The sequence below is a fragment of the Flavobacteriaceae bacterium HL-DH10 genome (assembly GCA_031826515.1).
Lineage (GTDB): Bacteria > Bacteroidota > Bacteroidia > Flavobacteriales > Flavobacteriaceae > Thalassobellus > Thalassobellus suaedae.
In genome coordinates, this window is record CP134536.1 from 2,661,154 (window position 1) to 2,685,930 (window position 24,777).

Below are 24,777 nucleotides of genomic sequence, written 5' to 3' on the forward strand. Positions count from 1 at the left end.
ATATAGTTTAATGAATCTTATTTTTGAAGAAATAAAAAAAGGAAATCGACAAGTTTATCGAAATTTTTTTAATAAAAACTATGAGGGTTTGGTTATATATGCTAACGGTTATCTTTTTGATAAAGAAGCTAGCGAGGATGTAGTTCAAGAGGTGTTTATTCATCTCTGGGAAAAATCTCATAAAATTGAAATAGAATCTTCCTTACATGGCTACGTCCATACGATGGTAAGAAATCGGTGTCTAAACTTTTTGAAGTCGTTAAAAATTACAGATAATTTTAAGTCATTAGACTTTAATATTAATTTAATTGCTGATCATGTTTTTGATTCAACTTCAGATGAAAACAAAAAAATAGTATATCACCAAATACTCAAAATTGTGGATACACTCCCTGATAAAATGCAGCAAATAGTAAAATTGAAATTTCTACATAATTATAAATATAACGAAATAGCGACGGAACTTGATGTTTCAGTTAATACAGTTAAAACACAATTAAAACGCGCTAAATCTAAAATTAAGGAGCTTGTAACAACTGTCTTAATTCTTTTAGAATTGTATCAGTAAAAGGTGGATTATTTGCTATTTTAATAATATTATATACTAAATTGATATTTTTTTCTTGTTTTTTGTCACCCATTTTCTGTTTTTTTTGTCATTATAAATGAAAGCCTTATAAAAACAGTAATTAAATGGAATTTAAATTAATCTTAAAAAAACTTAATAATTCAATTTCTCCAAAAGAGGAATTAGTTTTCAAGGCTTGGTATCAAGAGAAAAAGGAGCATAGACAATTCTTCAATAATGTAAAGGCTAATTATAATAAGAATATTGAGATTGTTGATATTGAAGAAGCTTGGCAAAAAATAGTTGATAGAATTGATAAGCCAAAACCCCATAAAACTTATTGGAAGTTTGCAGTAGCCTCAGTTATTGTTGGGTTATTGGGTACAGGTTATTTTTTGAAAGATAATATATTAGGTGATTCTATTGAAAAAAAATCTGTTATTATAAATGAAAATAGTATTCTGCCTGGTATAGATAAAGCCATACTTACATTAGAAGATGGGTCTCAAATTGCACTAGAAAAAGGAGCCTCTTTCCAAAATAACAATGTTAATAGTAATGGGGAACAGTTAGTATATAGTTCAAAGGCAAAAGTTTCAAAAGAAATAGTATATAATTATCTCACAATCCCAAGAGGAGGTGAGTTTTACATTGTATTATCAGATGGAACGCAAGTGTGGTTAAATTCAGAATCGCAATTAAAATACCCAGTAAGTTTTAAGGAAGGAGATACGCGTAAAGTTGAATTGGTTTATGGAGAGGCTTATTTTGATGTGTCACCTAGTATGGAGCATAAAGGATCAAAGTTTATGGTGCTTAATGAATCTCAAAGTATAGAAGTTTTGGGAACAGAGTTTAATATTAAAGCATATAAAGATGAAACGAATATTTATACAACCCTTGTTGAAGGGAAAGTACTTGTTAAATCACCAACCCAAAATCAAGTATTAAAACCAAAACAACAAGCCAACCTTAATCTTCAAGATAAATCAATGTCCGTTGCTACAGTCAATGTTTATAACGAAGTTTCTTGGAAAGAAGGTGTTTTTAGTTTTAAGGGGAAACCTTTAAAAGAAATAATGAAAATAGTATCAAGATGGTATGATATAGATGTGGTTTTTGAAAACAAAGAACTTGAAAATATTACGTTTAAAGGCGTACTAGGTAAAAATCAAGAGCTTGAAGAAATTTTAATGACTATTAAAACTTTAAGTATTCTTGAAGACTTTGAAATAAATAATAAGACAATAATACTAAAGTAAAACAGAAATTCTACCTCACAAAATAAGGAAAGAGTATTTTTTTAAGAGAATTATTTGGCAAATAAATAGCGAAACTCAAGTATAATTAAACCTAAAAATATATGTAAAAATAAAAACTATTAAGTAAAAAAGTAAAGGGAACAGAGTTTACACCGTGGAAAGTATTAGACTTCATCCCCTTTTGAATTATTAATTATTTAACCAACTAATAACAGAACAAATTTATGGAAATTAAATTAAAAAATGTTCTTTCCTTTTTTAGAAAGAAACTACTAATCATTATTATGCGAACTTTCATTTTCTTATGTTGTATTACGGCTTTTAGTTTTACACCAAGTAATGTGTTATCTCAAAATTCTAAAGTTAAAATTGAGGTTACTAATAGCTTAACCGTTGACGAGGTTTTTGATCTTATAATGGAACAAACAGACTATAAGTTTATTTATCAAGAAGGTGTATTTAAGAATTTGCCAAGGATAGAAGTAAAAAAGGGGGTTATATCTGCTAATAAACTATTGAAGAAAAGTTTATCAAGTGGTAATTTCAATATTGAGCTATCTTCCGATAATACTATTCTTGTCGAAGAAATAAAAACTGTGATTACTGAGGTTCAGGGTATTCAAATATCGGGTACAATTACTGATGCTAATAATCAGCCTTTACCAGGAGCTAATATTATTGAAAAGAACACTACAAATGGAACTCAAACAGATTTTGATGGTAATTTCTCTTTGTTAGTAAAAGATGAAAATGCCATTCTTGTTGTATCCTATTTAGGATTTATAACCCAAGAAATTACGGTTAACAATCAAACTACTATAGCGGTTGTATTAATAGATGATGCTGCTAGTCTAGATGAAGTTGTTGTTGTTGGTTACGGTACACAATCAAAAAGAAATGTTACTGGATCTGTTGCTACTGTAGATGCTATTTCTCTTTCCGAGATGCCTGCAGCTCAGCTTACTCAAAAATTACAAGGACAAATATCTGGTGTGCAAATTAATCAACAATCAGGAACTCCAGGTCAAGGTATGTCTGTCCGTATTAGAGGGCAAGCATCAATATTAGCAAATAGTGATCCGCTATATGTTGTGGATGGTTTTCCAATTACATCTGATATTAATGCTATTAATCCAGATGAAATAGAAACCATAACAGTTTTAAAGGATGCTTCTGCTACTTCTTTATATGGTTCGCGAGGTGCAAATGGTGTTGTTCTTATTACAACTAAAGGAGCTAAATTAGGTCAGTCGAGATTTAGTGTTAATGTTTATACAGGTTTTCAAACGGTACCACAAAGAAGTAGACCAGATCTTATGAATGCTACAGAGTTTGCTCAATTTAAAAAGGAAAGTTTTGAAGCTAAAGGCTTAGCTGTGCCTACAGAATTCCAGAATCCTGAACAATATGGAGAAGGAAGTGATTGGTACGGTGCTTTATTAAATGATGCTGCACCCATACAAAACTATAATGTTTCTTATTCTAAGAGAGATGAAAAGCATAGTGTTTCTGTTATTGGTACTTATTTTAATCAAGACGGTGTGGTACAAAATTCAGGTTATAAAAAGTATTCTTTAAGAACTAATACGTCTTTTAATATTACAGATTGGTTAACATTAGGTGTTAATGTAGCACCTTCATATACCGTAGAAAGTCGATTAAACACTGATGGTTTGTTTTTTGGTTCTGGTGATCAAATATTGGCAGGTGCAATTCAAGCATGGCCTACAAATCCAATCAGAGATGCAGATGGAACCCTTTCAGCAACTGCTAATACAGCTTTTAATGCTCCCAATTGGCTTTATACTATTAATAATATTGACAGAGACTATAAAACCACTACTTTATTATCTAACGCATATATAGAAGCAGAAATTATTGAAGGGCTAAAAGTTAAAACAACGATTAATGCTGAATTTGGACAAACTATAAATAAGAATTTTACACCTTCACATGTATCTACTAGTTGGATTGCTGCTCCACCAAGAACAGCAATATCTCAAAATAATAATCTTAATTATTTTTCTTGGTTAAACGAAAACACGGCTACATATAATAAAACCCTTGCAGACAAGCACAATTTTGAGTTATTAGCTGGTTTTTCATCACAAAAGTATAGATTTGAAGCAACTAATATTCAGGCTTCAAACTTTCCTGATGATCGTATTTCAACTATACAATCAGCTGTCAATATTGATAGAGGAAGTACCGTAAATCAAATAGAAGAATGGAGTTTGCTTTCATTTTTTACTAGATTAAATTATAATTATGCAGGAAAGTATTTGTTTTCAGCATCTTTTAGAACAGATGGTTCATCGCGTTTTGGTCCTGAGAATAGATGGGGTAATTTTCCTTCTCTTTCAGCAGGTTGGATTGTTTCAGATGAAGATTTTATGGAGAATTTTGATACCGTATCATTCTTAAAATTAAAAGCAAGTTACGGTGTTACTGGCAACAATAATATTGGTAATTATACGCATATACAAAATGTTTCTATTACAGATGCAGCCATATTTGGATCTACTGTTGCTAGTGGTGGTGCTTTAACAGGGGTTGGAAACCCAAATTTAGGCTGGGAAAGAACAACACAGACTAATTTAGGATTTGAGATAGGGTTTTTGAAAAATAGAATTCAACTGTCTTATGATTATTATTTGAAAAAGACTACTGATTTGTTATTTAACTTAGATGTGCCAAGAGAATCTGGATTTAGTTCGATTACATCAAATGTAGGCGAACTTAAATTTTGGGGACATGAAATAGGTGTTAAAGCAAATGTGTTAAATGGTGATTTTGTTTGGAATGCAAACTTTAATATTGCAGCTAGTGATAATAGAGTAGAAGCGTTGTCAGGTTTAACTGATAGGTTATATTTTGATGATTTTGGTCGTGGTACAACAATAACTAAAGTTGGTGGAAGAATTGGACAATTTTATGGACTCATTCAAGATGGTGTGTATGTAAACCAAGCTGACTATGATAATTCACCCAAACATATTAGATCAGGTGTAGGAAGTATTAAATTTAGAGATGTTAATGGAGATGGTGTAATAACAGAAGGTGGTGATAATGATGATAGAACTATTATAGGTAACCCTTTTCCTGATTTTATTTTTGGTTTCACTAATAATTTTTCCTACAAAAATTTTGATTTAGCAATTGTTATGGCAGGGTCTGTTGGTAATGACATTAATCGTCGTTCAGATGAAGGAACAACTAATTTAGATGGTGTGTTTAATGTGCTTAAAGAAGTTAAATATAGATGGCGTTCTGAGTCAGATCCAGGAGCTGGGAAATATGGAAGAACTGATGGTGATACTGGTTTAGATAGAGGACCAGATCATTCGCGTTATATTCATGACGGTAGTTACTTAGCTGTTAAAAATTTGACACTTGGTTATAATATGCCACTTAAAGAGACTAGTGCGTTTAGTTCTGTTAGGTTGTATTCAAGTATTCAACAATTATTGGTGATATCGGGTTATGCAGGTAATCCAGAAGTTAGTACTAGAGCTGGAAGTAATAATGCTACTGCTTTATCTCAAGGAATTGATTTTTCTGCATATCCAGTACCACGTACCGTGACATTTGGGATTAATTTAACGTTGAAATAATTGATTATTCACATGAATTTAAAATTAGAAAAAATGAAAACAAAAATATTATATATAGTATTAGCATTTTCCATGGTTGCTTGTAGTGATTTTTTGGAAATTGACTCTGAAACAGATCTAAGTAATAGCACCTTTTTTCAAACACCTGAAGATTATGTAAAGGCTGTTAATGGTGTTTATGCTCCTTTACGTGAATCATACAATAAATCAGCCTATGTAATGGGCGAATTGCGATCAGATAACTCTTATTACGATTATAATAGTGAAAATAGAGGGCAAAATCCACCAGAGTTTATAGCAGATTTTTTAGAAACATCAACTAACGTTAATATACAAGCTAAATGGGATAATGACTTTTATGTTATTTCAAGAGCAAATAAAGTACTAGCTTCCATTGATGATGTAGAATTTGATGATAGTAGTTTAAAAGACAATCTTAAAGGACAAGCTTTGTTTTTACGTGCGCTTTCTTATTTTGATCTTGTACAATATTTTGGAGATGTACCACTTCATTTAGATCCTGTAACAACGTTAGAGGGAACAGCTTTGCCATTGTCAACTACCGAGGTTATTTATAAACAAATTATGGATGATGTAAAACTTGCTGAAACCTTACTGCCAAATAAGACTAATCAAGAACCTGGTAGAGCTACCAGTGGTTCAGCAAAAACATTATTAGGTAACGTTTATATGGTGCTTAAGATGTATTCGCAAGCAGCCACTGTTTTACAGGAAGTTGTAGATTCTAAGCAATATTCTTTAATTTTAACAAGCTATGCAGATGTTTTTGATCCTAGTAATAAAAATAATAGTGAATCTATATTTGAAGTTCAATATTTAGAAGGGTCAGCGGGGTATAATAGCAATTTTATTTATCAATTTATGCCACAACCAATTACTGCTGAGGAAGTAGCGCAAATTACGGGAGTTTCAAATGCTCAATCTATAGGGGTGGAAGGATTTAATTTACCAACACCTGATCTTATTGCAAGTTATGAAGCTGGTGATTTAAGAAAAGATGCTACAATCAATTATATTAATATTTCAGCAACTGGTATGTTAACACCATATGTCGCCAAATACAATCATGCGCATTCACAATTTAATAATACAAATGACAACTGGCCTGTTTATAGATATTCTGAAGTATTACTTTCTTTGGCTGAAGCATTAAATGAAAGTGATTCTGGTGATCCTTTAACTCCTTTAAATAAAGTAAGAAATAGAGCTGGTCTTGGAAATGTAGTTACAACTGATAAAGCACAATTAAGAGATATTATTCTACATGAACGAAGAGTTGAGTTAGCATTTGAAAATAAGAGATGGCTTGACTTGGTTAGAACAGGTAATGCAGATGCTGTTATGAAAGCTTTTGGAGATAAGGTTAAAGCTAATCCACAGGATTATTATTTTCCAGTTGGAACAAATCCAATATCTTCTTCATATACTACAATTAATACACTATTTCCATTGCCATCAAGGGAAGTGATTTTAAATCCAAATTATTAGTTTACATAAAAAAACAAGGCATATCCTTTTAAAGGATATGTCTTGTTTTCATATATAATGCACCTATATAACGATTTTACATAATGGAATTATTGTACAAAATCATGTTGAGATAAAAGGAAATGCAGTATATACTTGAAAACCTGAATATGAAAACCGGAAACTCAAACAGATGTATGCCTCTTTAACATTAGACCATCAAATGGTCAAGTAGATCATTGAAAAAAAGCTTTAAAGCCCTAGCTTAAACGAAGTATAAGTAAAGAACTTGTTCGTTATGGTATCAGTAGGGGTGTCGTGTTTTGAATATGAGCAAAAGTGTTTATTATTACCAACTTTTAGCCAAAGATGATTCTGAAATAGCAAAAGCTATACAACAAAGGTCTATCCAGCGCCCTGAAGAGGGATTTTGAAAGCTTATGATCGCTTGTGTGAAGAAGGTTAATTGTGGAATCATAAACGTGTATATCGTGTTTACAAAGCATTAGGTCTTTCTTTAAGACTAAAAGTAAAGAAACGCTTACCAGAAAGAATACTCGAGCCGTTGGAGATTCCTGTAGGACAAAATCACACATGGAGTATGGATTTTTTAACCGACGTACTGGAGTATAAAAGGCGATTTAGAGCATTTAATATTATAGATGATTATAATAGGGAAGCATTGCACATAGAAATAGACTTTTCATTAACGAGCAACTGTATTGTTTGGGTACTAAGCCATTTGATAAATAGAATCGGCAAATCAAAAAAATAAGAATGGATAATGATCCTGAATTTATAGCTAAGATCACATATGGATGGAGTACCATGCATAATATTGAATTTAAGTACACACAACCAGATAAATTTACTCAAAATGCTTTTATAGAACGATTCAATGGGTCTTATCGATGAGGTGTTCTTAATAAATATATCTTTGAGAATATTGACTAAGTTAGAGAATAAACACAAATATGGATGAAAGATTATAATCATAACAGGTCACATGATAGCTTAGGAAAAATATCATCAATGAAATAGGCAAAACTCAATTCCAGCAAGGCTAATGATATTAAACTTAAAAAGGATAACTTTATTGAAGTTTTGGAAAATTAAACAGTTCTAAAAAGGGGAAGCCTGCAATATGGTGTTTGAATACCATTTTTGATATTATACTTGTCAAAAGAATGAAGGTTTATAAAATTGGTCGACGTTCAAAACTAGCACTTAAAAATTATTAAACAAGCAATATTGCATATATTTAACCTTAAAATAGTTAATTATTAAGTGAATAAAAAAAACGCAGTTGTTATTGCAAATAGAAATAGTTTAAAAACAGAATAACAAGATAAAATGGAACGAATTTTTGCCGAATATCTTATTGAAACCCCATACAATGTAGAACATGCAGCAGCGGTATTGGCAGGAGAGCAATCTTCTGGAACTTTTGTTTCTGTTCCTGGTGAAACAGAAGCATTAAAACAACGTTTTGCAGCACGAGTTGAACATATTGAATTGTTAGATGTTGTTGATACACCTTCCATTCCTGGAGGCATGATTCCAGGAAAAAAATATCAACAAGCCAAAGTAAAAGTAAGTTGGTCTATAGAGAATTTTGGTTATAATTTACCTGTTCTAATTAGTACATTACAAGGAAACCTTTATGAAATAACACAGTTTACAGGATTAAAACTAATGGATTTAGAATTGCCAGATTCTTTTAAAAATCATTATAGAGGTCCAAAATTTGGAATTAAAGGTTCAAAAGCATCTTGTGGTGTAGGCGATAGACCCATGATAGGAACTATTATAAAACCAAGTATTGGTATGTCTGTTGAAGACACAGCAACTTTGGTTAAAAATTTAATTGATGCTGGCATTGATTTTATTAAAGATGATGAATTAATGGGAGCTGCCGCTAATTCGCCTTTTGATGAGCGCGTTAAAGCCATTATGAAAGTGATTAGAGATAACGAGCAGCAAACTGGAAAAAAAGTGATGTATGCGTTTAATATTTCAGATGAAATTGACGAGATGCAGCGTAAATATGACTTGATTGTAAAAGAGCAAGGTAGTAGTGCTATGATAAGTATTAATAGTGTTGGTTTAACAGGAACAAAGAAAATTTGTGATAATGGTGAATTAGTTATTCATGGTCATAGAAATGGCTGGGGGATGTTAAATAGGCATCCTTTATTGGGTATTGAGTTCCCTGCGTATCAAAAAATTCAGCGTTTAGCAGGTGTCGATCAATTACATGTAAATGGCATTCAAAATAAATTTTGGGAGTCTGATGATTCCGTCGTAACCTCTATAAAATCTTGTTTAAAACCCTTTTTAGGGGGGGTGAAATTTTACCAGTAGTATCTTCAGGGCAATGGGGCGGACAAGCATTTGAAACGTATAAAAGAACGCAAACTACCGATTTATTATATATGGCCGGTGGAGGTATTTTAGCGCATCCTATGGGACCAAAAGCAGGGGTTAATGCACTACAACAAGCTTGGGAAGGCGCAGTAAAAGGTTTGTCTATTGAAGAAACAGCAAGTAACCACAAAGAATTTGCAGCATCGGTTAAGAAATTTTCTAAATAATGAATCCAAAGAATAAATTATTATTGGCATTTTATGGTGATGATTTCACAGGTTCAACTGATGCCTTAGAGTTTTTAACACTAGCTGGTGTGAAAACAGTATTATTTCTTAAAACACCTGAGCAAAAAGATTTAGATAAGTTTGACGGTTTGCAGGCAATAGGTTTGGCAGGAAAAAGCAGATCAATGTCTCCTGATGAAATGGAAAAAGAACTGGTTTCAGCATTTAACAATTTAAACAGCTTTAAACCTGATCATTTTCATTATAAAGTATGTTCAACGTTTGATTCGGCACCACATGTTGGTAATATTGGGAAAGCGATAGAAATTGGTAGTAGCGTTTTTAATCAAAAAACAGTGATGGTTTCTCCATCAGCTCCTCATTTAGGTAGGTATTGTGTTTTTGGTAATTTATTTGCTAAAATGGGAACGTTTGGAAATGGTGAAATTTATAGAATAGATAGACATCCATCTATGAGTAAGCATCCCGTAACACCAGCTACAGAAGCCGATTTAAGACTTCATTTAGCAAAACAAACCTCAAAATCTATCGGACTTATTAATTTAAGTATGATAGAAAAAGGAGAAGTATTTGTATTATCCGAAATAGAAGTAAATAATGAAAAAGAGATTTTGTTTTTTGATGGTTTTAATACAGAGCATTTACAAACTATCGGAACTGTTTTTCATCAATTAGCTAACAATAAAACGGTTTTTTCCGTTGGATCGTCAGGTATAGAAATGGCATTGGGACTTGCTTGGAAACAACAAGACATTATAGGTAATCCTGAAACATTTAAACCTTTAGGTGAAGTTGGTCCTATACTCGTGTTGTCAGGCAGTTGTTCGCCAGTTTCGGCAAAACAAATAGAATATGCTATAGATAATGGTTTTGAACAAATTGCTTTAGAAAGTAAAGCGGTTGATGTTCGACATCATTCAGAAATAATCAAAAATGCAGTTTTAACAGTTGTTAATAATTTCAATAAGGGAATAAGTACAATTATACACACGAGTATAGGTCCAAACGATGCTCGTATTCGTGAAACGGAATTGTATTTTAAAAGCCAAGGTTTAGCTGAGGAAATGATACAAAAACAATGCAGTAAAATTTATGGAAGTATAATTGGCCAAATCACTAAAAAAGTGGTTTCAGAAATTAGTGTTAAACGTATTGTTTTTGCAGGAGGTGACACGTCTAGTTATGCGGCATCAGAATTAAATATTTCAGCCCTTGAAATGATAGCACCACTGGCACCAGGAGCCCCAATGTGTAAGGCAATTTCTGATGATGAATTTGTTAACGGATTGGAGTTAAATTTTAAAGGTGGTCAAGTTGGAACTGATGATTATTTTATAAAAGTTTTAAAAGGAGAAAAATTATGATATGAGTCATAATAATAAAATCGATATTTATCGAAATGATTACTGGCGAATTACATTTGACATTAAATAATAAATAAAAATTAAGAAATGAAAGCAAAAACATTAGGTTTTGTTCACACATCGGCAACTTTAGTGCCATTGTTTCAACAATTAACAAACGAGTTTATAGAAGGCATTGATACCTTTAATATTGTTGATGATAGTGTGATTAAAGATGTTATAAAAAAGGGAGAATTAACACCAAATACGGCAGCAAGAGTAGTTAGTCATATACAAGCTGCAGAGGCTGCAGGAGCTGATGTTATTTTAGCAACCTGTTCATCTATTGGTTCTGCAATTGAAACAGCTGCTACTTTATGTAACGTTCCGGTTATTAGAGTCGACCAAGCTATGGCAGATGAAGCAGTACAAATTAGTGACAAAATAGGGGTGATTGCTACATTACCAACAACTTTAGAACCAACAAGCGATTTGGTGAAAAGAAGGGCCGAAGTAGCTGGTAAAAATGTAACCATAACATCAAAATTATGTGAAGGTGCTTTTGAAGCTTTAATGAGCGGAGATGGAGCAAAGCATGACGAAATGGTAGCGAGTGCATTAAAAGAATTAATGAAAGAAGTTGATGTTATTGTTTTAGCGCAAGCATCCATGGCTCGAGTAGTAGATGGTTTAAGTGAAGGCGAAAAGCTAGTCCCTATTTTAGCGAGTCCAGCCATTGCTATGAAAAAATTATCTGAAACATATTTTAAATAAAAAACGATGCGTAAATACTTTCTTTGGATTGCTCTTATTCTATTTATAGCAGCTGGTTTTGGCGGATTACAAAATATCGATTTATTATGGAAAACGGGTTTAGTAGTTGGTTTTTCTAGTTTAGCAATTGGAGTAGGCGCTTTAAAATCCTTAGAAGGTTATCAATATACATTTTGGATTATTGCAGCAGTATTTGCCGGATTGTTATTCCCAAATACATTTTTAAATATTGGAGGTGTCGATTTACGTAACAAATGGCTCATTCTTATCATTATTCAATTAGTAATGTTCGGAATGGGAACTCAAATGAGTATAAAAGATTTTACAGGAATTAGAAAATCTGGAAAAGGGGTTTTGGTTGGTTTACTAGGGCAGTTTACTATCATGCCAGTAATGGGGTTTATTATAGCTAAAACATTTGGGTTTGATGCTGAAATAGCTGCAGGTATTGTGTTAATAGGTTCTTGTAGTAGCGGGTTGGCTTCTAATGTAATGACTTATATTGCTAAAGGTGATTTGGTGTTGTCGGTTACTGTTACAGCCATTTCAACAATAACTGCACCTATAATGACAACCTTTTTAATGAAGCTGTTTGCGGGTACTTTTATTGAAATCGATTTTTTTAATATGATGATGAGTATTGTGAAAATAGTATTGGTGCCTTTGTCGGCTGCTATGATTCACGATGCATTGAAAACCTATGGACCTGGAGTTACAAAAAAGATTGACTATTTAGCAATTATATCTGGTTTGTGGTTAATGCTAGCATTCATGTTATGGGATTCTTTTAATTTAGTTCAAGGAAGCACAACAGCAGTTTTATTAGAGATTGTAAACTTTATAAGTGGTGCTTTTCTAGTAGGTGTACTATATCATTTATTGTATAAAGCAAATAATAAAGTAGATGCATTTATGCCTTATTTTTCTATGTTTGGAATTGTGTATTTTACATTAGTAACCACTGCCGCAGGAAGCGATAATTTAATTGAAATAGGAGGGCTACTATTTTTAGCAGCCATATTGCATAATACCGCAGGATACTTATTTGGCTATTGGTTAAGTAGAGCAAGTGGTTTAGATAAAAAACAAAGTCAAACTATAGCTTTTGAAGTTGGTTTGCAAAATGGAGGTATGGCCTCTGGTTTAGCAGGGTCTATGGGGAAATTAGCAACCTTAGGTTTAGCAGCAGCTGTTTTTAGTCCATGGATGAATATCTCAGGTTCTTTATTGGCAAATTATTGGCGTAAAAAAAGAGAAAATAATACTAAGTAGTTTAAGAAAAAAATCATCTATCTGTATAGTCTAAATATGTATAGAAAATAGCTAAACAAATTATTGTAACTTTTACCCAAATTTTTTATTAATCAATATAGGTAAATGTATTAAGTAGTAAAACAGTGTTATTTTTGTTTTTTACTACAATATTTTCGTTTATTTATGATAATTTTCTTTTATTTGTATTATGGCAATATTACCAAACAAGCGTCGAGAAAAAATTATTGAATTTCTCCAAGAAGATGGGTCTGCTAAAGTAGTGGATTTAGCTAAGTTGTTTAAAGTTACAGAAGTAACAATAAGACAAGATTTAGAAAAACTGGAAAAACAAGATTTAATTATAAGAGAACATGGTGGCGCATATTTAAAGAATATTGAAGATAATGTAAAAAACTTTTCTTTAGTACAGCAAGATAATTTAGAGCAAAAGGAAATTATTGCTCTTAAGTGTCTGGAATTTATTGAAAGTGGAGATACTATTATTTTAGATTCAGGCAGTACTACTACGGAGATTGCAAAAAAACTAATTGGCTATAAAGATCTTACGGTTATAACAAATGCATTAAATATAGCTTTAATGTTAGGTACCGAGCCAGGAATTGAAGTGATTATGACTGGTGGAGAATTTAAACCGCCTACACTTTCTTTAACAGGTCAAAAAGCAGCCGATTTTTTTAAAGGTTTAAATGTGCAAAAATTGTTTTTAGCAACTGCTGGAATTTCTTTAAAATCTGGTTTAACGTATCCAAGTATTAGTGATTTAGTAGTTAAAAAAGCAATGATTGATGCTGCAGATATTACCTATTTGGTTGCAGATAGTACTAAAATTGGTAAAAGCGCATTAGCAAGTTTAGGAGCACTTTCTTTAATAGATTATATTATTACAGATTCTGGAATGGATGAAAAAGATAAAAAAGTGTTTAAAAACCATGAAATAGAAGTCATTATAGCTTAGTAAAAAAAAATATTAAAATTTATAAAAAATAGAGATGTCAAAATCAGCATTAAGTATCGGATTAATAATTGGAAATCGTGATTTTTTTCCTGATAGTTTAGTAGAAAAAGCAAGAACAGAAATTCTTGAAGTTTTTTCAAAATTAAACATAAAACCAATTTTATTAGAAACAACAGATACCAAACTTGGAGGTGTTGAAACGTATAAAGATTCGCAAAAATGTGCAGATCTGTTTAAAAAACACAGTCATGAACTCGCTGGAATTTTGGTGTTGTTACCAAATTTTGGAGATGAAAGAGGGGTTGCAGATACTTTGAAGTTAGCCAATCTAAATGTGCCTGTTTTAATACAAGCATATCCAGATGAATTGTCTAAAATGAATGTGGTTAATCGTCGTGATTCTTGGTGTGGTAAAATATCAGTATGTAATAATTTATATCAATATGGTATAAAATATTCATTAACTAGTCAGCATGTTTGTCATCCAACAGATCCTGTTTTTCAAAAAGACTTAAATGATTTTGTCGCGGTTTGTCGTGTTGTAAAAGGATTGAGAAATGTTAGAATTGGTGCTGTTGGTGCAAGACCAGGGGCATTTAATACTGTGCGTTATTCTGAAAAAATATTACAAAGAAATGGTATCACAGTTACAACCGTAGATTTATCTGAAATACTTGGTAAAGCAAATAAGCTTACTAAAGATGATGCATCGGTAAAAAGGCATTTAGAAAGTATTAATGCTTATGCTTCAAAAGGGAAAACACCTAATGAAGCTATGTTACAGATTGCTAAATTAGATGTTGTATTAAATGAATATGTTGAAGAATATCAATTAGATGCTACAGCAATTCAATGTTGGACTTCGTTGCAACAAAATTTTGGTTGTAATGTATGTACTAGTATGAGTATTATGTCTGAAAACATGATGCCATCGGCTTGTGAAGTAGATGTTACGGGGACATTAAGTATGTATGCTATGCAATTAGCTTCTGGGTCTCCAAGTGCTTTAGTAGATTGGAATAATAATTATGCCGATGACCCAAATAAGTGTGTGCTATTCCATTGTGGGAACTGGGCAAAATCTTTTTTGCCAGATATTGAAATAAGTAATGCGCCTATTTTAGGGACTAGTGTTGGTGTTGAAAACACTTATGGGGCATTAGATGGACGTACTCCTGCAATGCCACTTACGTATGGTAGAATTAGTACAGATGACCCTAAAGGAATTATAAAAGCATATATAGGTGAAGGGGAATTAACAGATGATCCTTTAAAAACTTTTGGAAACAGAGCGGTTGCTCAAATTGGAGATTTACAAGGTTTAATGAATCATGTGTGTAGAAACGGTTTTGAACATCACGTAGTTATGAATGCTTCTAAAACAGGAAGAATTCTGGAAGAAGCTTTAGGGAATTATATGGGTTGGGAAATTTATAATCATAAAGGATAACCGATTAGATTTCTCATAAATAAACAAAAAATGACGGATAAAGAATTAAAATTAAAATCTGTATTCTTAAGAAGAAATCTTCTTAAATACATTTATAAAGCAAAAGCAGGACATACAGGAGGAAGTTTGTCATGTGTAGACACACTAAATGTTTTGTATAATAGAGTTTTAAATGTAGATCCTGCAGATTTTAAAAATCCAGATAGAGATAGATATATTCAAAGTAAGGGACATTGTGTAGAAGCGCTTTTTGTAACCATGGCAGATCGGGGTTTTTTTCCTGAATCTGATTTAGAAACACTTTGTCAGTATCAATCACATTATATTGGTCACCCAACAAAAAAAGTGAATGGTGTTGAGCAAAACACAGGAGCACTTGGTCATGGCTTACCTATTTGTGTAGGAGAAGCTATTGCTGCAAAATTAGATAATAAAACACATCGAATATTTACTTTATTAGGCGATGGTGAGTTGCCAGAAGGTTCTAACTGGGAAGCTTTTTTATCGGCAGCACATTATAAATTAGATAATTTATATGCGATTCTTGATTATAACAAACAGCAAATAACAGGTGATAATGCCGAAGTGATGAATACTGATTCAGTTCGTGAAAAATTAGAAGCTTTTGGTTGGGCAGTTAAGGAAGTAGACGGTCATAATCTCGAAGAATTAGAAGCTGCCTTAAATAATGGTCCTTTAGAAATAGGAAAACCAAGCTTTATTATTGCGCATACTATTAAAGGAAAAGGAGTTAGTTATATGGAACGGAATTTAAAATGGCATCATGGTGTGCCTACACCTGAACAATACGAATTAGCCTTGTCTGAATTAAATGAAGCGGAAGCATTAATCTAAAGTTATGGAATTAGATAAAATAAAAGAGAAAGATTTAAAAATGGGTAAAGCTAACCAAGAGGTTTTTTCTGAAACCATGCAAGCATTAGCTAAAACCGATAAAAATATTATTGCCGTAACTAGTGATTCTCGCGGTTCTGGAAAATTAGTGCCTTTCGGACAAAAATACCCAAATCAAATTGTTGAAGTAGGTATTGCAGAGCAAAACTTAGTTGGTGTTGCTGCAGGATTAGCTTCGGCAGGTAAAAAAACTTTTGCTGTATCTCCAGCGTGTTTTCTTAGCGCACGTGCGTTAGAGCAAATTAAAAATGATGTATGTTATTCAGATAATCCTGTGACATTAGTTGGAATAAGCTCAGGAGTAAGTTATGGGGCACTAGGTACAACGCACCATAGTTTACATGATTATGCCGTACTTCGTGCTATAAATAATATCATAATTGTAGCGCCTGCAGATAATTTTGAAACAGAACAAGCGGTTCGTTTAGCAGCAGAATCAGATAAACCTGTTTATATGCGTTATGGTAAAAAAGCGATGCCGTTTTTAAATGAAGACAATAAAACGTTTGAGTTTGGAAAAGGTCGTGTTGTTAGAGAAGGAGATGATATAGCAATTATAGCTACTGGAGAGACTGTTTATCCAGCTTGGTTAGCCGCTAAAATGCTTGAAGATAAGCATGGCATTAAAGCAACAGTTGTGAGTATGCATACTATTAAGCCTTTAGATGTTAATTTATTAAAAGAACTTGCTGCTAATGGTAAGCCAATTATTACTGTAGAAGAGCATATGGTGAATGGCGGTTTAGGTGAAGCTTGTGCATCTTATTTATTTCAAAACGGATATAAAAATACGTTTAAAATAGTCGGCATTCCAGATGAATATACCGTTACAGGTTCTCAGGTTGAAATTTTTAATCATTATGGGATTTCACAAGACGGGTTATATAATATCTGTAAAAATCTATTAGATATTTAAATTAGATTTTTATGACCAACTCACCAACTAAACCATTCACACCACAAAATCTAATTTTATTATTACTAACACTATTTGCTTTATCTAGTTGTAGTAATAAAAAGGGGGATTCACCTAAAAAAGTAGCTGTAGTTATTGGGGGTACATCATTATTTGGAGGTCGTGGTTCTATTATGGGTACGGTGCAATGCGCATTTATTATAGGTGTGTTAAATAGTGGTCTAGTATTGTTGAATGTATCGCCTTTTTGCTAGTAAATAATAGAAGGTTTGGTGATTTCTTATAGCTGTTATAATGGATGGATTGAATCATCCAAACGAAGATTAATTTAAGTAAAAAGTATACATGTTAAAATCATATATTTTATCAATTGATCAAGGAACTAGCGGAACAAAAGCTATTATTTTTGATGAATTTGGAAAGGTTGTTATTAAAACAACCGAGCCTTTAAAATCGTATTATCCAGCATCTAGTTTTGTAGAGCAAGATCCACAAGAAATTTATCAATCGGTTATAAACGCAGTAAAGAGTTGTATAGCTCAATTTAATAATGAATTTCCAGGAGAAGAAAATAAAATAGTGTCTTGTGGTATTTCAAATCAAAGAGAGACGTTTGTGCTATGGGATAAAAATGGAAATCCTATACATAATGCTGTCGTTTGGCAGTGTAAACGTTCTGTAGAAGTATGTGAGCGTTTAAAAGAGCGTGATTTAGAAACTCAAATAAATGCTAGTACAGGACTAACCATTGATCCTTATTTTTCAGCTACCAAAGTAATGTGGTTGTATGAAAATAATGAAACAGTAAAAGACGCTATTGGTTCAGGAAATGCTTTTTTTGGAACAGTAGATACTTGGTTATTATATAAATTAACTGGAGGTAAAAGTTATAAGACTGATTATACTAATGCTTCTCGAACCTTATTTTATAATATTTACGATTTAAAATGGGATGCAGATTTATTAAAAATATTTGATTTAGAGGATTTAAATCTACCAGAAGTTACTTTTTCTTCAGATTATTTTGGAGATTCTAATTTTGAAGGTGTTTTTAATGAACCACTTCCTATAACTGGAATGATAGGAGATTCTCAAGCCGCTTTTTTTGGTGAAGAGTGTTTTGTTAATGGTATGGCAAAAGCAACTTTGGGAACAGGTTCTTCTATTTTGTGGAATGCTGAAAATATAGAAAAACAAACAAATAATGGTATGTTAACGACCATTGGTTGGAGTATAGAAGGACAGGTGAATTATGCCATAGAGGGCGTTATTGTAAGTTGTGGGTCTACTTTAGAATGGTTAAAAAATCAATTAGATATTTTTACATCTCATAGTGACATTGAAATCATGGCTACTTCTATAAAAACAAACGAAGGCGTATATCTTATTCCAGCTTTTAGTGGCATGGGAGCGCCTTACTGGAAAAAAGATTGGAAAGCCTCTATTCATGGATTAACCTTTGGAACAAAGAAAGAACACCTAGTAAGAGCCGCTTTAGAGTCTATAGCCTTTCAGTTAAAAGATGTAATTCACTCTATAGAACAAGAAACAAATACATCTTTAAAGGAATTAAAGGTAAATGGAGGCATTACTGCAAATGCCTTTTTAATGCAATTTATAGCAGACTTATTAAAAACACCTATTGTAAATATGGGTATTACAGATGTTTCTGGATGGGGAGCAGCTCTTGTTTCAGGGTTGGGAATAAAATTATGGAAGCATATTGAAGATTTTCCTAAGTTGCCTTCTGAAATGATAAAAAGGTATATCCCTAATTCAGAAAGTAATATTACTCAGCAAGCTTATGAAAATTGGCAGGTAATTACTCAAAATAAGACGCAATAGAGATTTGTTTTTGCATTTCTTTTAATTGTATTTCTTTTTGTTTCGATTGATTTCTTTTTATTTCGAATTACAGGATAGTACAGGATGGTTTAAAAGATAAATTTCATTAAAATTGAATAAGAAAATAAATTAGTAATTAGATTAGTTACCTAATTGCATTTAAGTTTATTTTTTGATAGTTAATTAGTTTTTAGTAGGAAGCGAGAATTGAATTATTTAGTAATTCTTCCTTCATTAGAAAAGTAAGGGGGTACAAAATAATATTTTGAGTATTCCCTTTTTTTTGTAATTTATTGTTTTAAACAAGAAATAAATTCTGTTTTAATTTATATTTAATATTATTGTTAAGTATTTTTTTAATTAAGATTTGCCGTTAGTTACTATGAAAATTAATGATTCTAAAATACTTGAGAAACTTAAAAAAGGGGATTCAAAAGCTTTTAAGGAGTTATTCGATTTGTATTATTTGCCATTAAGTACATATTCTCTTAAATATTGCGATTCCTTTTCTTTAGCAGAAGATATTGTACAAGATCTATTTATTAAAATTTGGAATGATAGGCTATATATGAAGTTTGATAAAAACATAGGTTCTTATCTTTTTAAAGCGGTTAAAAATAATACTTTACAGCAAATAAAAAAGAAATATAATTTTGTAGGTATTGAAGACTATGTGAATAATTTGATGGTTGAAGAGGCTGTCGATAACGAGTATCTAGAAGAAAAAAGGAACAGATTACATATGCAAATTGAAGCGCTTCCTAAAAAAAGTAAAGAAGTTTTTAAAGCAATTGTATTAGATAATCTAAAATACAAAGAAGCCGCTTTAGAGTTCGGAATTACAGTAAATACGGTTAAAACACATTATACAAGAGCATTAAAACAACTTAGAAATGCTGTTGAAATAATTATTATATTTTTCTTTATTTAAAAATACTTTATTTTTTTGTCACCCATTTTTAATGTTTTGTTATTATTAATATAACACACTTTGTGGTTAAAATAACATATGTTAAAATAGAATGATTGACGATAATCAACATATTATAAATCTTATTGCAGCCTATATTTCTAAAGAAATTAATGAAAATGAATTTCAGGAATTAACAGATTGGCTAAATGAAAGCTCCGAAAATGAAAAATTATTTTCAGAATACTTGTTATTATATAAGAAATCTAGAAGGCTAAATTTTATTAAAAAAGTAGATCAAGAAGTTGCTTGGAAACTTATTAATTCGAAAATAAAGAAACAATCCTCAAGTAAAAAGCTTGCTATCAAATTAAGTTCACATGTTTTTAAATATGCTGCTATAGCTATTTTGTTTATAGGAATTACCTATTTATATCAAAATGATTTTTTTAATAAAAGTAATGAAATAATTATTTCCACAGATAGTATAACACTTCAGTTAGAAAATGGTAATGTTCAAATTATAAATGAAGATGGAGCAACTGAAATAGTTGATAAAAATGGAAATATTGTTGGTAGTCAAAGCGGTCATCAACTAATTTATAGTAATACTGTTAAAGAAAAGGCCTTAGTATACAATACACTAAATATACCCTATGGTAAACGATTTGAAATAAAATTGTCTGATGGAACAATGGTTCATTTAAACTCAGGGTCTTCTCTAAAATATCCAATTAAATTTATTGAAGGAATGGATCGTTGTGTGTTTTTAAGCGGAGAAGCTTATTTTTCAGTAACCAAAGACGCTAAACACCCTTTTATAGTTAATGCCAAAGATTTGAATGTTAAAGTATATGGTACAAAATTTAATGTGTCTGCTTATTCTGAAGACACATTAACAGATGTTGTTTTAGTTGAAGGTTCTGTTGGTATGTATGCTAATAATGAAACATCAAACAAAGGCACTATTTTAATTCCAGGTACAAAAGGATCCTTTAATAGAGTAAATCAAAATATTTCTTCTGAAAATGTAGATACTCTAATTTATACTTCATGGATGGATGGAGGTTTGTTTTTTAGAAAAATGACATTTAAAAATATAGCTAAAAAACTAGAACGTCATTACAATAAGAAAATAATAATTTCTAATAAGCAATTAGAAAATGAAATTTTCAATGCTAATTTTAAAGACGAGCCAATAGAAAATGTTTTAGGTTATTTAAAAGAAAGCTTTTCTATTAATTATACTATAGAAAATGATACAATATATATTAATTAATCTTTAACCCTTATACATATGAAATAAAAAAAAACTAAACTCAATTACTAACAAAATATCACTTTTATCTGTTAAAACTAAGGATAAAAAAAACCGGAAAATGCTGCAACATTTCCCGGAAATATTTAAGTGATCAACTAAAATTAGTCATTCACCAATTAAACACTTTAAAAATATGAAAAAACTTCATAACAAAAGAGGTAAAAACCAGCCTTTTATGAAATTTGATTTAAAAATGAAACTAACCACATTTTTTCTTTTTGCTTCGTTTTTTAGTATGTTAGCTAATAGCGGATATACACAGTCAATTACATTACATGTAGAAAATAAAACAGTTGCTCAAATTATAGATAAAATTGAAGCTTCTTCAGAGTATAGGTTTGTATACAATACAAAATTTGTTGACCTAAGAAGAAAAGTTTCAATAAAAGTTGACGATGTCAAAATTGAAACTGTTTTAAGTCAATTATTTTATAATACCAATACATCATTTAAAATAAAAAACACCCAAGTAGTATTAAAAAACAAAGAAATTACTTTTAATACGTTAGGGCTTTCAGAACCTGTTATTTATGCAGAAATTCAAGAATATAAAATAACAGGAACTATTACGGACGAATTTGGACAACCTTTACCAGGAGCTAATATTCTTGAAAAGAATACCACAAATGGTGTGCAATCAGATTTTGATGGTAATTTTTCTTTATTAGTAAAAAATGAGAATGCTATACTAGTCGTATCTTATATAGGGTTTGTAACTCAGGAAGTTAGTGTTAATAGCCAAACTGCACTCGCTATAGTATTAAAAGAGGATGCAGCTGGTTTAGATGAAGTTGTGATTGTAGGATATGGGTCTCAAAAAAAATCTGATGTTACAGGTTCTGTTGCAAGAGCCGATCTAGAGACTTTTAGAGAACAAGGAAATACAAGTATTGTACAGTCATTACAAGGGTCTGTTGCAGGATTGAATGTAGGTGTAAGTACAGAAGCAGGAGGCGATGTGAATTTTTCTGTAAGAGGTCAGAATAATTTAGGGGGTGATGCTAGTGCAAATGCGCCTTTAATAGTTGTAGATGGTATTATTTTTAGAGGAACACTTCAAGATATCAATCCAGATGATGTTCAGTCTGTTGATGTATTAAAGGATGCAAGTTCTACAGCGATATATGGTTCACAAGCATCTAATGGTGTTATAATAGTAACTACCAGAACGGGTAAAAGTGGAGGCAGCGGAAAACCTGTTTTTAATTATTCAGCTCGCTATAGTTTTAAAGAAGATGCTAATAGATTAACTTATGGAACAGGAGAAGATTATTTAGATCAGATTAGAGCGTTTAATTGGAAATCGGCTTATCCTCAAGGACCTAATTATGATCCAAATTATGATGTGTTAACAGGTTTAGATCCTCAAGAAGTTGAAGGATATAACAACGGTACTAATGTTGATTGGCAAGATCTTTTGACTCAATCAGGGTTTGTTAACAATCATAATTTAAGTGTTTCAGGAAACACTGATAATGTAACCTATTTTGTATCAGGATCCTTTTTAGATAATGAAGAAATTATTATAGGAGACAACTACAGTAAGGTAACAGGGAGAGTTAATTTAGAACTGAAATTAAACAATTGGTTGAAAGTAGGAACAAATTCTTTTGTTACTTCTGCTGATTATTCGGGTATAGAGTTTGAAAGAGCAGATATTACATACTCGCCATATGCAGCGGCTTATGATGCTGAAGGAAATCCTGTTGTAAAAGTAACAGAACGTTTTGGAAGTAGTGCATTACTTACTGCAAACGATTTAGATGAAGATAAGAGAACACATTTAAATACAACCCTTTATACTGTTATTGATATTCCTTGGATAAAGGGATTGTCTTATAGAATGAACTATAATAACAGCACAAGAACTAGAAGACATAATCAATTTTTATATGCTACACCAGATCGTGTTGCCCAAGCAAGAAAAGATTTATTCTTTAATAAAGATTGGACTATTGATAACATTTTATCTTACAATACAACACTTAATGATGTTCATAACATAGGTGCTACTTTTGTTTATGGTCGTGAGGAAAGATATATTGAAAGTACTGAAATAGGTGCTTCTAATTTTAGTAATGAAATTTTAGGTTATAATGATTTAAGCTTAGGAGCAACTCAAGATGTTCAATCAGGAGCTGAAGAGGAAAGTAGTTTGTATCAAATGGGGCGACTTAATTATAATTATGATGGTAAATATTTTATAACAGGAACTGTTAGACGTGATGGTTTTTCTGGATTTGGAAAGAATAATAAATTTGCAGTCTTTCCTTCGGTAGCTTTAGGATGGAGTGTCTCAAAAGAGAAATTTTTTGAAAGCCTTAGTGAGACAGTTTCAAACTTAAAACTTAGAATGTCTTATGGAAAGAGTGGAAATAGAGCACTACCTAGATATTCTACACTGGCAAAAGTAGATCAAAACAATGCTTATGTTTTTGGAGATGGCGGAACTACTTTTGGAGGTCAATTTACTTCAACTGTGGCTGCTCCTAATTTAAAATGGGAAACCACTACAGGAATTAATATAGGGTTAGATTTCGGACTTTTAAACAATAGAATAAGTGGAAATATAGAATATTATAACTCAGATACTGAAGATATTCTTATTAATATAGATATTCCATCTGTGAATGGTTTTTCACAAGCTAGTGCTAACTTAGGTAAAGTCCATAATTCTGGATTGGAATTTATTATCAACTCTACAAATATTATTTCAGATGATTTTTCTTGGTCATCAACAGTGAATTTTTCAACTAATAAAAACGAGGTAGTTTCTGTTTTAGGTAAGGATGATGATGGTGATGGCATTGAAGACGATTTGCCTTCTTCTGGCTTTTTTATTGGAGAGCAATTAGGTGCTATATTCGATTATCAGATTGATCCAAATAATCCAATATACCAAATAGGAGATACAGATATTCCACCAGGATCAGAACCAGGTTTTTATAGACTTGTAGATCAAAATGGAGGAGGTATTTCTAGTACAGATGATAAAATTATATTAGGAAGTACAGATCCTGCTTACCGATTTGGAATCACTAATAATTTTAAGTATAAAAATTTAAAGTTAAGCGTTTTTGTAAACTCTATTCAAGGAGGTAAAAATGGTTATTTAGGAGATAATACGTATTGGGAAATAGATCAATGGACATCTGGTGGGAAAGGAAAAGTAAATGGATTATTACCAGTGATAGTTGATTATTGGACACCTAATAACCCAAATTCAGAATATCCTTCACTTAGATATGATGCTTATGATGGTTCTAGAAGGGCTAAGGTTTTCAGAGATAGAAGTTTTGTGAGACTTCAAGACGTTAGTTTAAGTTATTCTTTTGATGATAGTATACTTCAAAAATTAGGGCTTAAACATCTTACATTGGTTGCAAGTGGTAAAAACTTGGTAACATGGACAAATTGGAAAGGTATAGATCCAGAGGCTGGTTTTCGTATTAGCTATGGAGAGAGACCAGTTACCCGTTCTTATACTTTAGGTATAAATCTATCATTTTAATACATAAACATTTAA

18 protein-coding genes and 1 pseudogene are annotated in these 24,777 nt (G+C 31.5%); all 19 read left to right on the top strand.

The window, feature by feature from the left end:
- The first annotated feature begins 10 nt into the window (after positions 1 to 10).
- On the top strand, positions 11 to 568 hold the full coding sequence (locus tag RHP49_11250) for an RNA polymerase sigma-70 factor (GenBank protein ID WNH11480.1): 558 nt from the start codon (positions 11 to 13) through the stop codon (positions 566 to 568).
- Positions 569 to 693: 125 nt separating this feature from the next.
- The gene (locus RHP49_11255; GenBank protein ID WNH11481.1) at positions 694 to 1,830 is read left to right on the top strand and encodes a FecR family protein; all 1,137 of its coding nucleotides are present in this window, start codon (positions 694 to 696) and stop codon (positions 1,828 to 1,830) included.
- Positions 1,831 to 2,054: 224 nt separating this feature from the next.
- On the top strand, positions 2,055 to 5,444 hold the full coding sequence (locus RHP49_11260) for a TonB-dependent receptor (GenBank protein WNH11482.1): 3,390 nt from the start codon (positions 2,055 to 2,057) through the stop codon (positions 5,442 to 5,444).
- Between the two features lie 33 nt (positions 5,445 to 5,477).
- Entirely contained in the window at positions 5,478 to 6,953 is a 1,476-nt protein-coding gene (locus RHP49_11265; GenBank protein WNH11483.1) for a RagB/SusD family nutrient uptake outer membrane protein, read from the top strand.
- A gap of 116 nt (positions 6,954 to 7,069) precedes the next feature.
- A pseudogene (locus RHP49_11270) lies at positions 7,070 to 8,048 on the top strand (IS3 family transposase).
- 237 nt (positions 8,049 to 8,285) lie between these two features.
- Complete coding sequence (locus RHP49_11275) at positions 8,286 to 9,296, top strand: RuBisCO large subunit C-terminal-like domain-containing protein (GenBank protein WNH11484.1); 1,011 nt, start codon at positions 8,286 to 8,288, stop codon at positions 9,294 to 9,296.
- Positions 9,254 to 9,526 (top strand): RuBisCO large subunit C-terminal-like domain-containing protein, encoded by a 273-nt coding sequence (locus tag RHP49_11280; GenBank protein ID WNH11485.1) that lies wholly within the window; start codon positions 9,254 to 9,256, stop codon positions 9,524 to 9,526. Before RHP49_11275 ends, RHP49_11280 begins: the two co-directional genes overlap by 43 nt.
- The gene (locus tag RHP49_11285) at positions 9,526 to 10,911 is read left to right on the top strand and encodes a four-carbon acid sugar kinase family protein (protein ID WNH11486.1); all 1,386 of its coding nucleotides are present in this window, start codon (positions 9,526 to 9,528) and stop codon (positions 10,909 to 10,911) included. Before RHP49_11280 ends, RHP49_11285 begins: the two co-directional genes overlap by 1 nt.
- A gap of 87 nt (positions 10,912 to 10,998) precedes the next feature.
- Positions 10,999 to 11,664, top strand: a complete 666-nt coding sequence (locus tag RHP49_11290; protein WNH11487.1) for an aspartate/glutamate racemase family protein — start codon at positions 10,999 to 11,001, stop codon at positions 11,662 to 11,664.
- A 6-nt stretch (positions 11,665 to 11,670) separates the two neighbouring features.
- Complete coding sequence (locus RHP49_11295) at positions 11,671 to 12,936, top strand: bile acid:sodium symporter family protein (GenBank protein ID WNH11488.1); 1,266 nt, start codon at positions 11,671 to 11,673, stop codon at positions 12,934 to 12,936.
- Positions 12,937 to 13,126: 190 nt separating this feature from the next.
- The gene (locus RHP49_11300) at positions 13,127 to 13,894 is read left to right on the top strand and encodes a DeoR/GlpR family DNA-binding transcription regulator (GenBank protein WNH11489.1); all 768 of its coding nucleotides are present in this window, start codon (positions 13,127 to 13,129) and stop codon (positions 13,892 to 13,894) included.
- A 34-nt stretch (positions 13,895 to 13,928) separates the two neighbouring features.
- Positions 13,929 to 15,344, top strand: a complete 1,416-nt coding sequence (locus tag RHP49_11305) for an L-fucose/L-arabinose isomerase family protein (protein ID WNH11490.1) — start codon at positions 13,929 to 13,931, stop codon at positions 15,342 to 15,344.
- A 30-nt stretch (positions 15,345 to 15,374) separates the two neighbouring features.
- Positions 15,375 to 16,199 carry a transketolase gene (locus tag RHP49_11310; protein ID WNH11491.1) on the top strand — a complete coding sequence of 275 codons (825 nt, stop codon included), beginning with the start codon at positions 15,375 to 15,377 and terminating at the stop codon, positions 16,197 to 16,199.
- A gap of 4 nt (positions 16,200 to 16,203) precedes the next feature.
- Positions 16,204 to 17,175 carry a transketolase C-terminal domain-containing protein gene (locus tag RHP49_11315; GenBank protein ID WNH11492.1) on the top strand — a complete coding sequence of 324 codons (972 nt, stop codon included), beginning with the start codon at positions 16,204 to 16,206 and terminating at the stop codon, positions 17,173 to 17,175.
- 11 nt (positions 17,176 to 17,186) lie between these two features.
- Positions 17,187 to 17,429 (top strand): hypothetical protein, encoded by a 243-nt coding sequence (locus RHP49_11320; protein ID WNH11493.1) that lies wholly within the window; start codon positions 17,187 to 17,189, stop codon positions 17,427 to 17,429.
- 91 nt (positions 17,430 to 17,520) lie between these two features.
- Complete coding sequence (gene glpK, locus RHP49_11325; protein WNH11494.1) at positions 17,521 to 19,020, top strand: glycerol kinase GlpK; 1,500 nt, start codon at positions 17,521 to 17,523, stop codon at positions 19,018 to 19,020.
- A 382-nt stretch (positions 19,021 to 19,402) separates the two neighbouring features.
- Positions 19,403 to 19,951 carry an RNA polymerase sigma-70 factor gene (locus RHP49_11330; protein ID WNH11495.1) on the top strand — a complete coding sequence of 183 codons (549 nt, stop codon included), beginning with the start codon at positions 19,403 to 19,405 and terminating at the stop codon, positions 19,949 to 19,951.
- A gap of 91 nt (positions 19,952 to 20,042) precedes the next feature.
- On the top strand, positions 20,043 to 21,209 hold the full coding sequence (locus RHP49_11335; protein ID WNH11496.1) for a FecR family protein: 1,167 nt from the start codon (positions 20,043 to 20,045) through the stop codon (positions 21,207 to 21,209).
- Positions 21,210 to 21,384: 175 nt separating this feature from the next.
- Complete coding sequence (locus tag RHP49_11340; protein ID WNH11497.1) at positions 21,385 to 24,762, top strand: TonB-dependent receptor; 3,378 nt, start codon at positions 21,385 to 21,387, stop codon at positions 24,760 to 24,762.
- The last annotated feature ends 15 nt before the right edge of the window (positions 24,763 to 24,777 follow it).

Bases quoted from the DNA above. Each gene is read 5' to 3' on its own strand.
- RHP49_11285 (WNH11486.1), top strand. From the start codon at position 9,526: ATGAATCCAAAGAATAAATTATTATTGGCATTTTATGGTGATGATTTC.
- RHP49_11310 (WNH11491.1), top strand. From the start codon at position 15,375: ATGACGGATAAAGAATTAAAATTAAAATCTGTATTCTTAAGAAGAAAT.
- RHP49_11255 (WNH11481.1), top strand. From the start codon at position 694: ATGGAATTTAAATTAATCTTAAAAAAACTTAATAATTCAATTTCTCCA.
- RHP49_11330 (WNH11495.1), top strand. From the start codon at position 19,403: ATGAAAATTAATGATTCTAAAATACTTGAGAAACTTAAAAAAGGGGAT.
- RHP49_11305 (WNH11490.1), top strand. From the start codon at position 13,929: ATGTCAAAATCAGCATTAAGTATCGGATTAATAATTGGAAATCGTGAT.
- RHP49_11275 (WNH11484.1), top strand. From the start codon at position 8,286: ATGGAACGAATTTTTGCCGAATATCTTATTGAAACCCCATACAATGTA.
- RHP49_11295 (WNH11488.1), top strand. From the start codon at position 11,671: ATGCGTAAATACTTTCTTTGGATTGCTCTTATTCTATTTATAGCAGCT.
- glpK (WNH11494.1), top strand. From the start codon at position 17,521: ATGTTAAAATCATATATTTTATCAATTGATCAAGGAACTAGCGGAACA.
- RHP49_11340 (WNH11497.1), top strand. From the start codon at position 21,385: ATGAAAAAACTTCATAACAAAAGAGGTAAAAACCAGCCTTTTATGAAA.
- RHP49_11290 (WNH11487.1), top strand. From the start codon at position 10,999: ATGAAAGCAAAAACATTAGGTTTTGTTCACACATCGGCAACTTTAGTG.
- RHP49_11335 (WNH11496.1), top strand. From the start codon at position 20,043: ATGATTGACGATAATCAACATATTATAAATCTTATTGCAGCCTATATT.
- RHP49_11300 (WNH11489.1), top strand. From the start codon at position 13,127: ATGGCAATATTACCAAACAAGCGTCGAGAAAAAATTATTGAATTTCTC.
- RHP49_11315 (WNH11492.1), top strand. From the start codon at position 16,204: ATGGAATTAGATAAAATAAAAGAGAAAGATTTAAAAATGGGTAAAGCT.
- RHP49_11250 (WNH11480.1), top strand. From the start codon at position 11: ATGAATCTTATTTTTGAAGAAATAAAAAAAGGAAATCGACAAGTTTAT.
- RHP49_11320 (WNH11493.1), top strand. From the start codon at position 17,187: ATGACCAACTCACCAACTAAACCATTCACACCACAAAATCTAATTTTA.
- RHP49_11260 (WNH11482.1), top strand. From the start codon at position 2,055: ATGGAAATTAAATTAAAAAATGTTCTTTCCTTTTTTAGAAAGAAACTA.
- RHP49_11265 (WNH11483.1), top strand. From the start codon at position 5,478: ATGAAAACAAAAATATTATATATAGTATTAGCATTTTCCATGGTTGCT.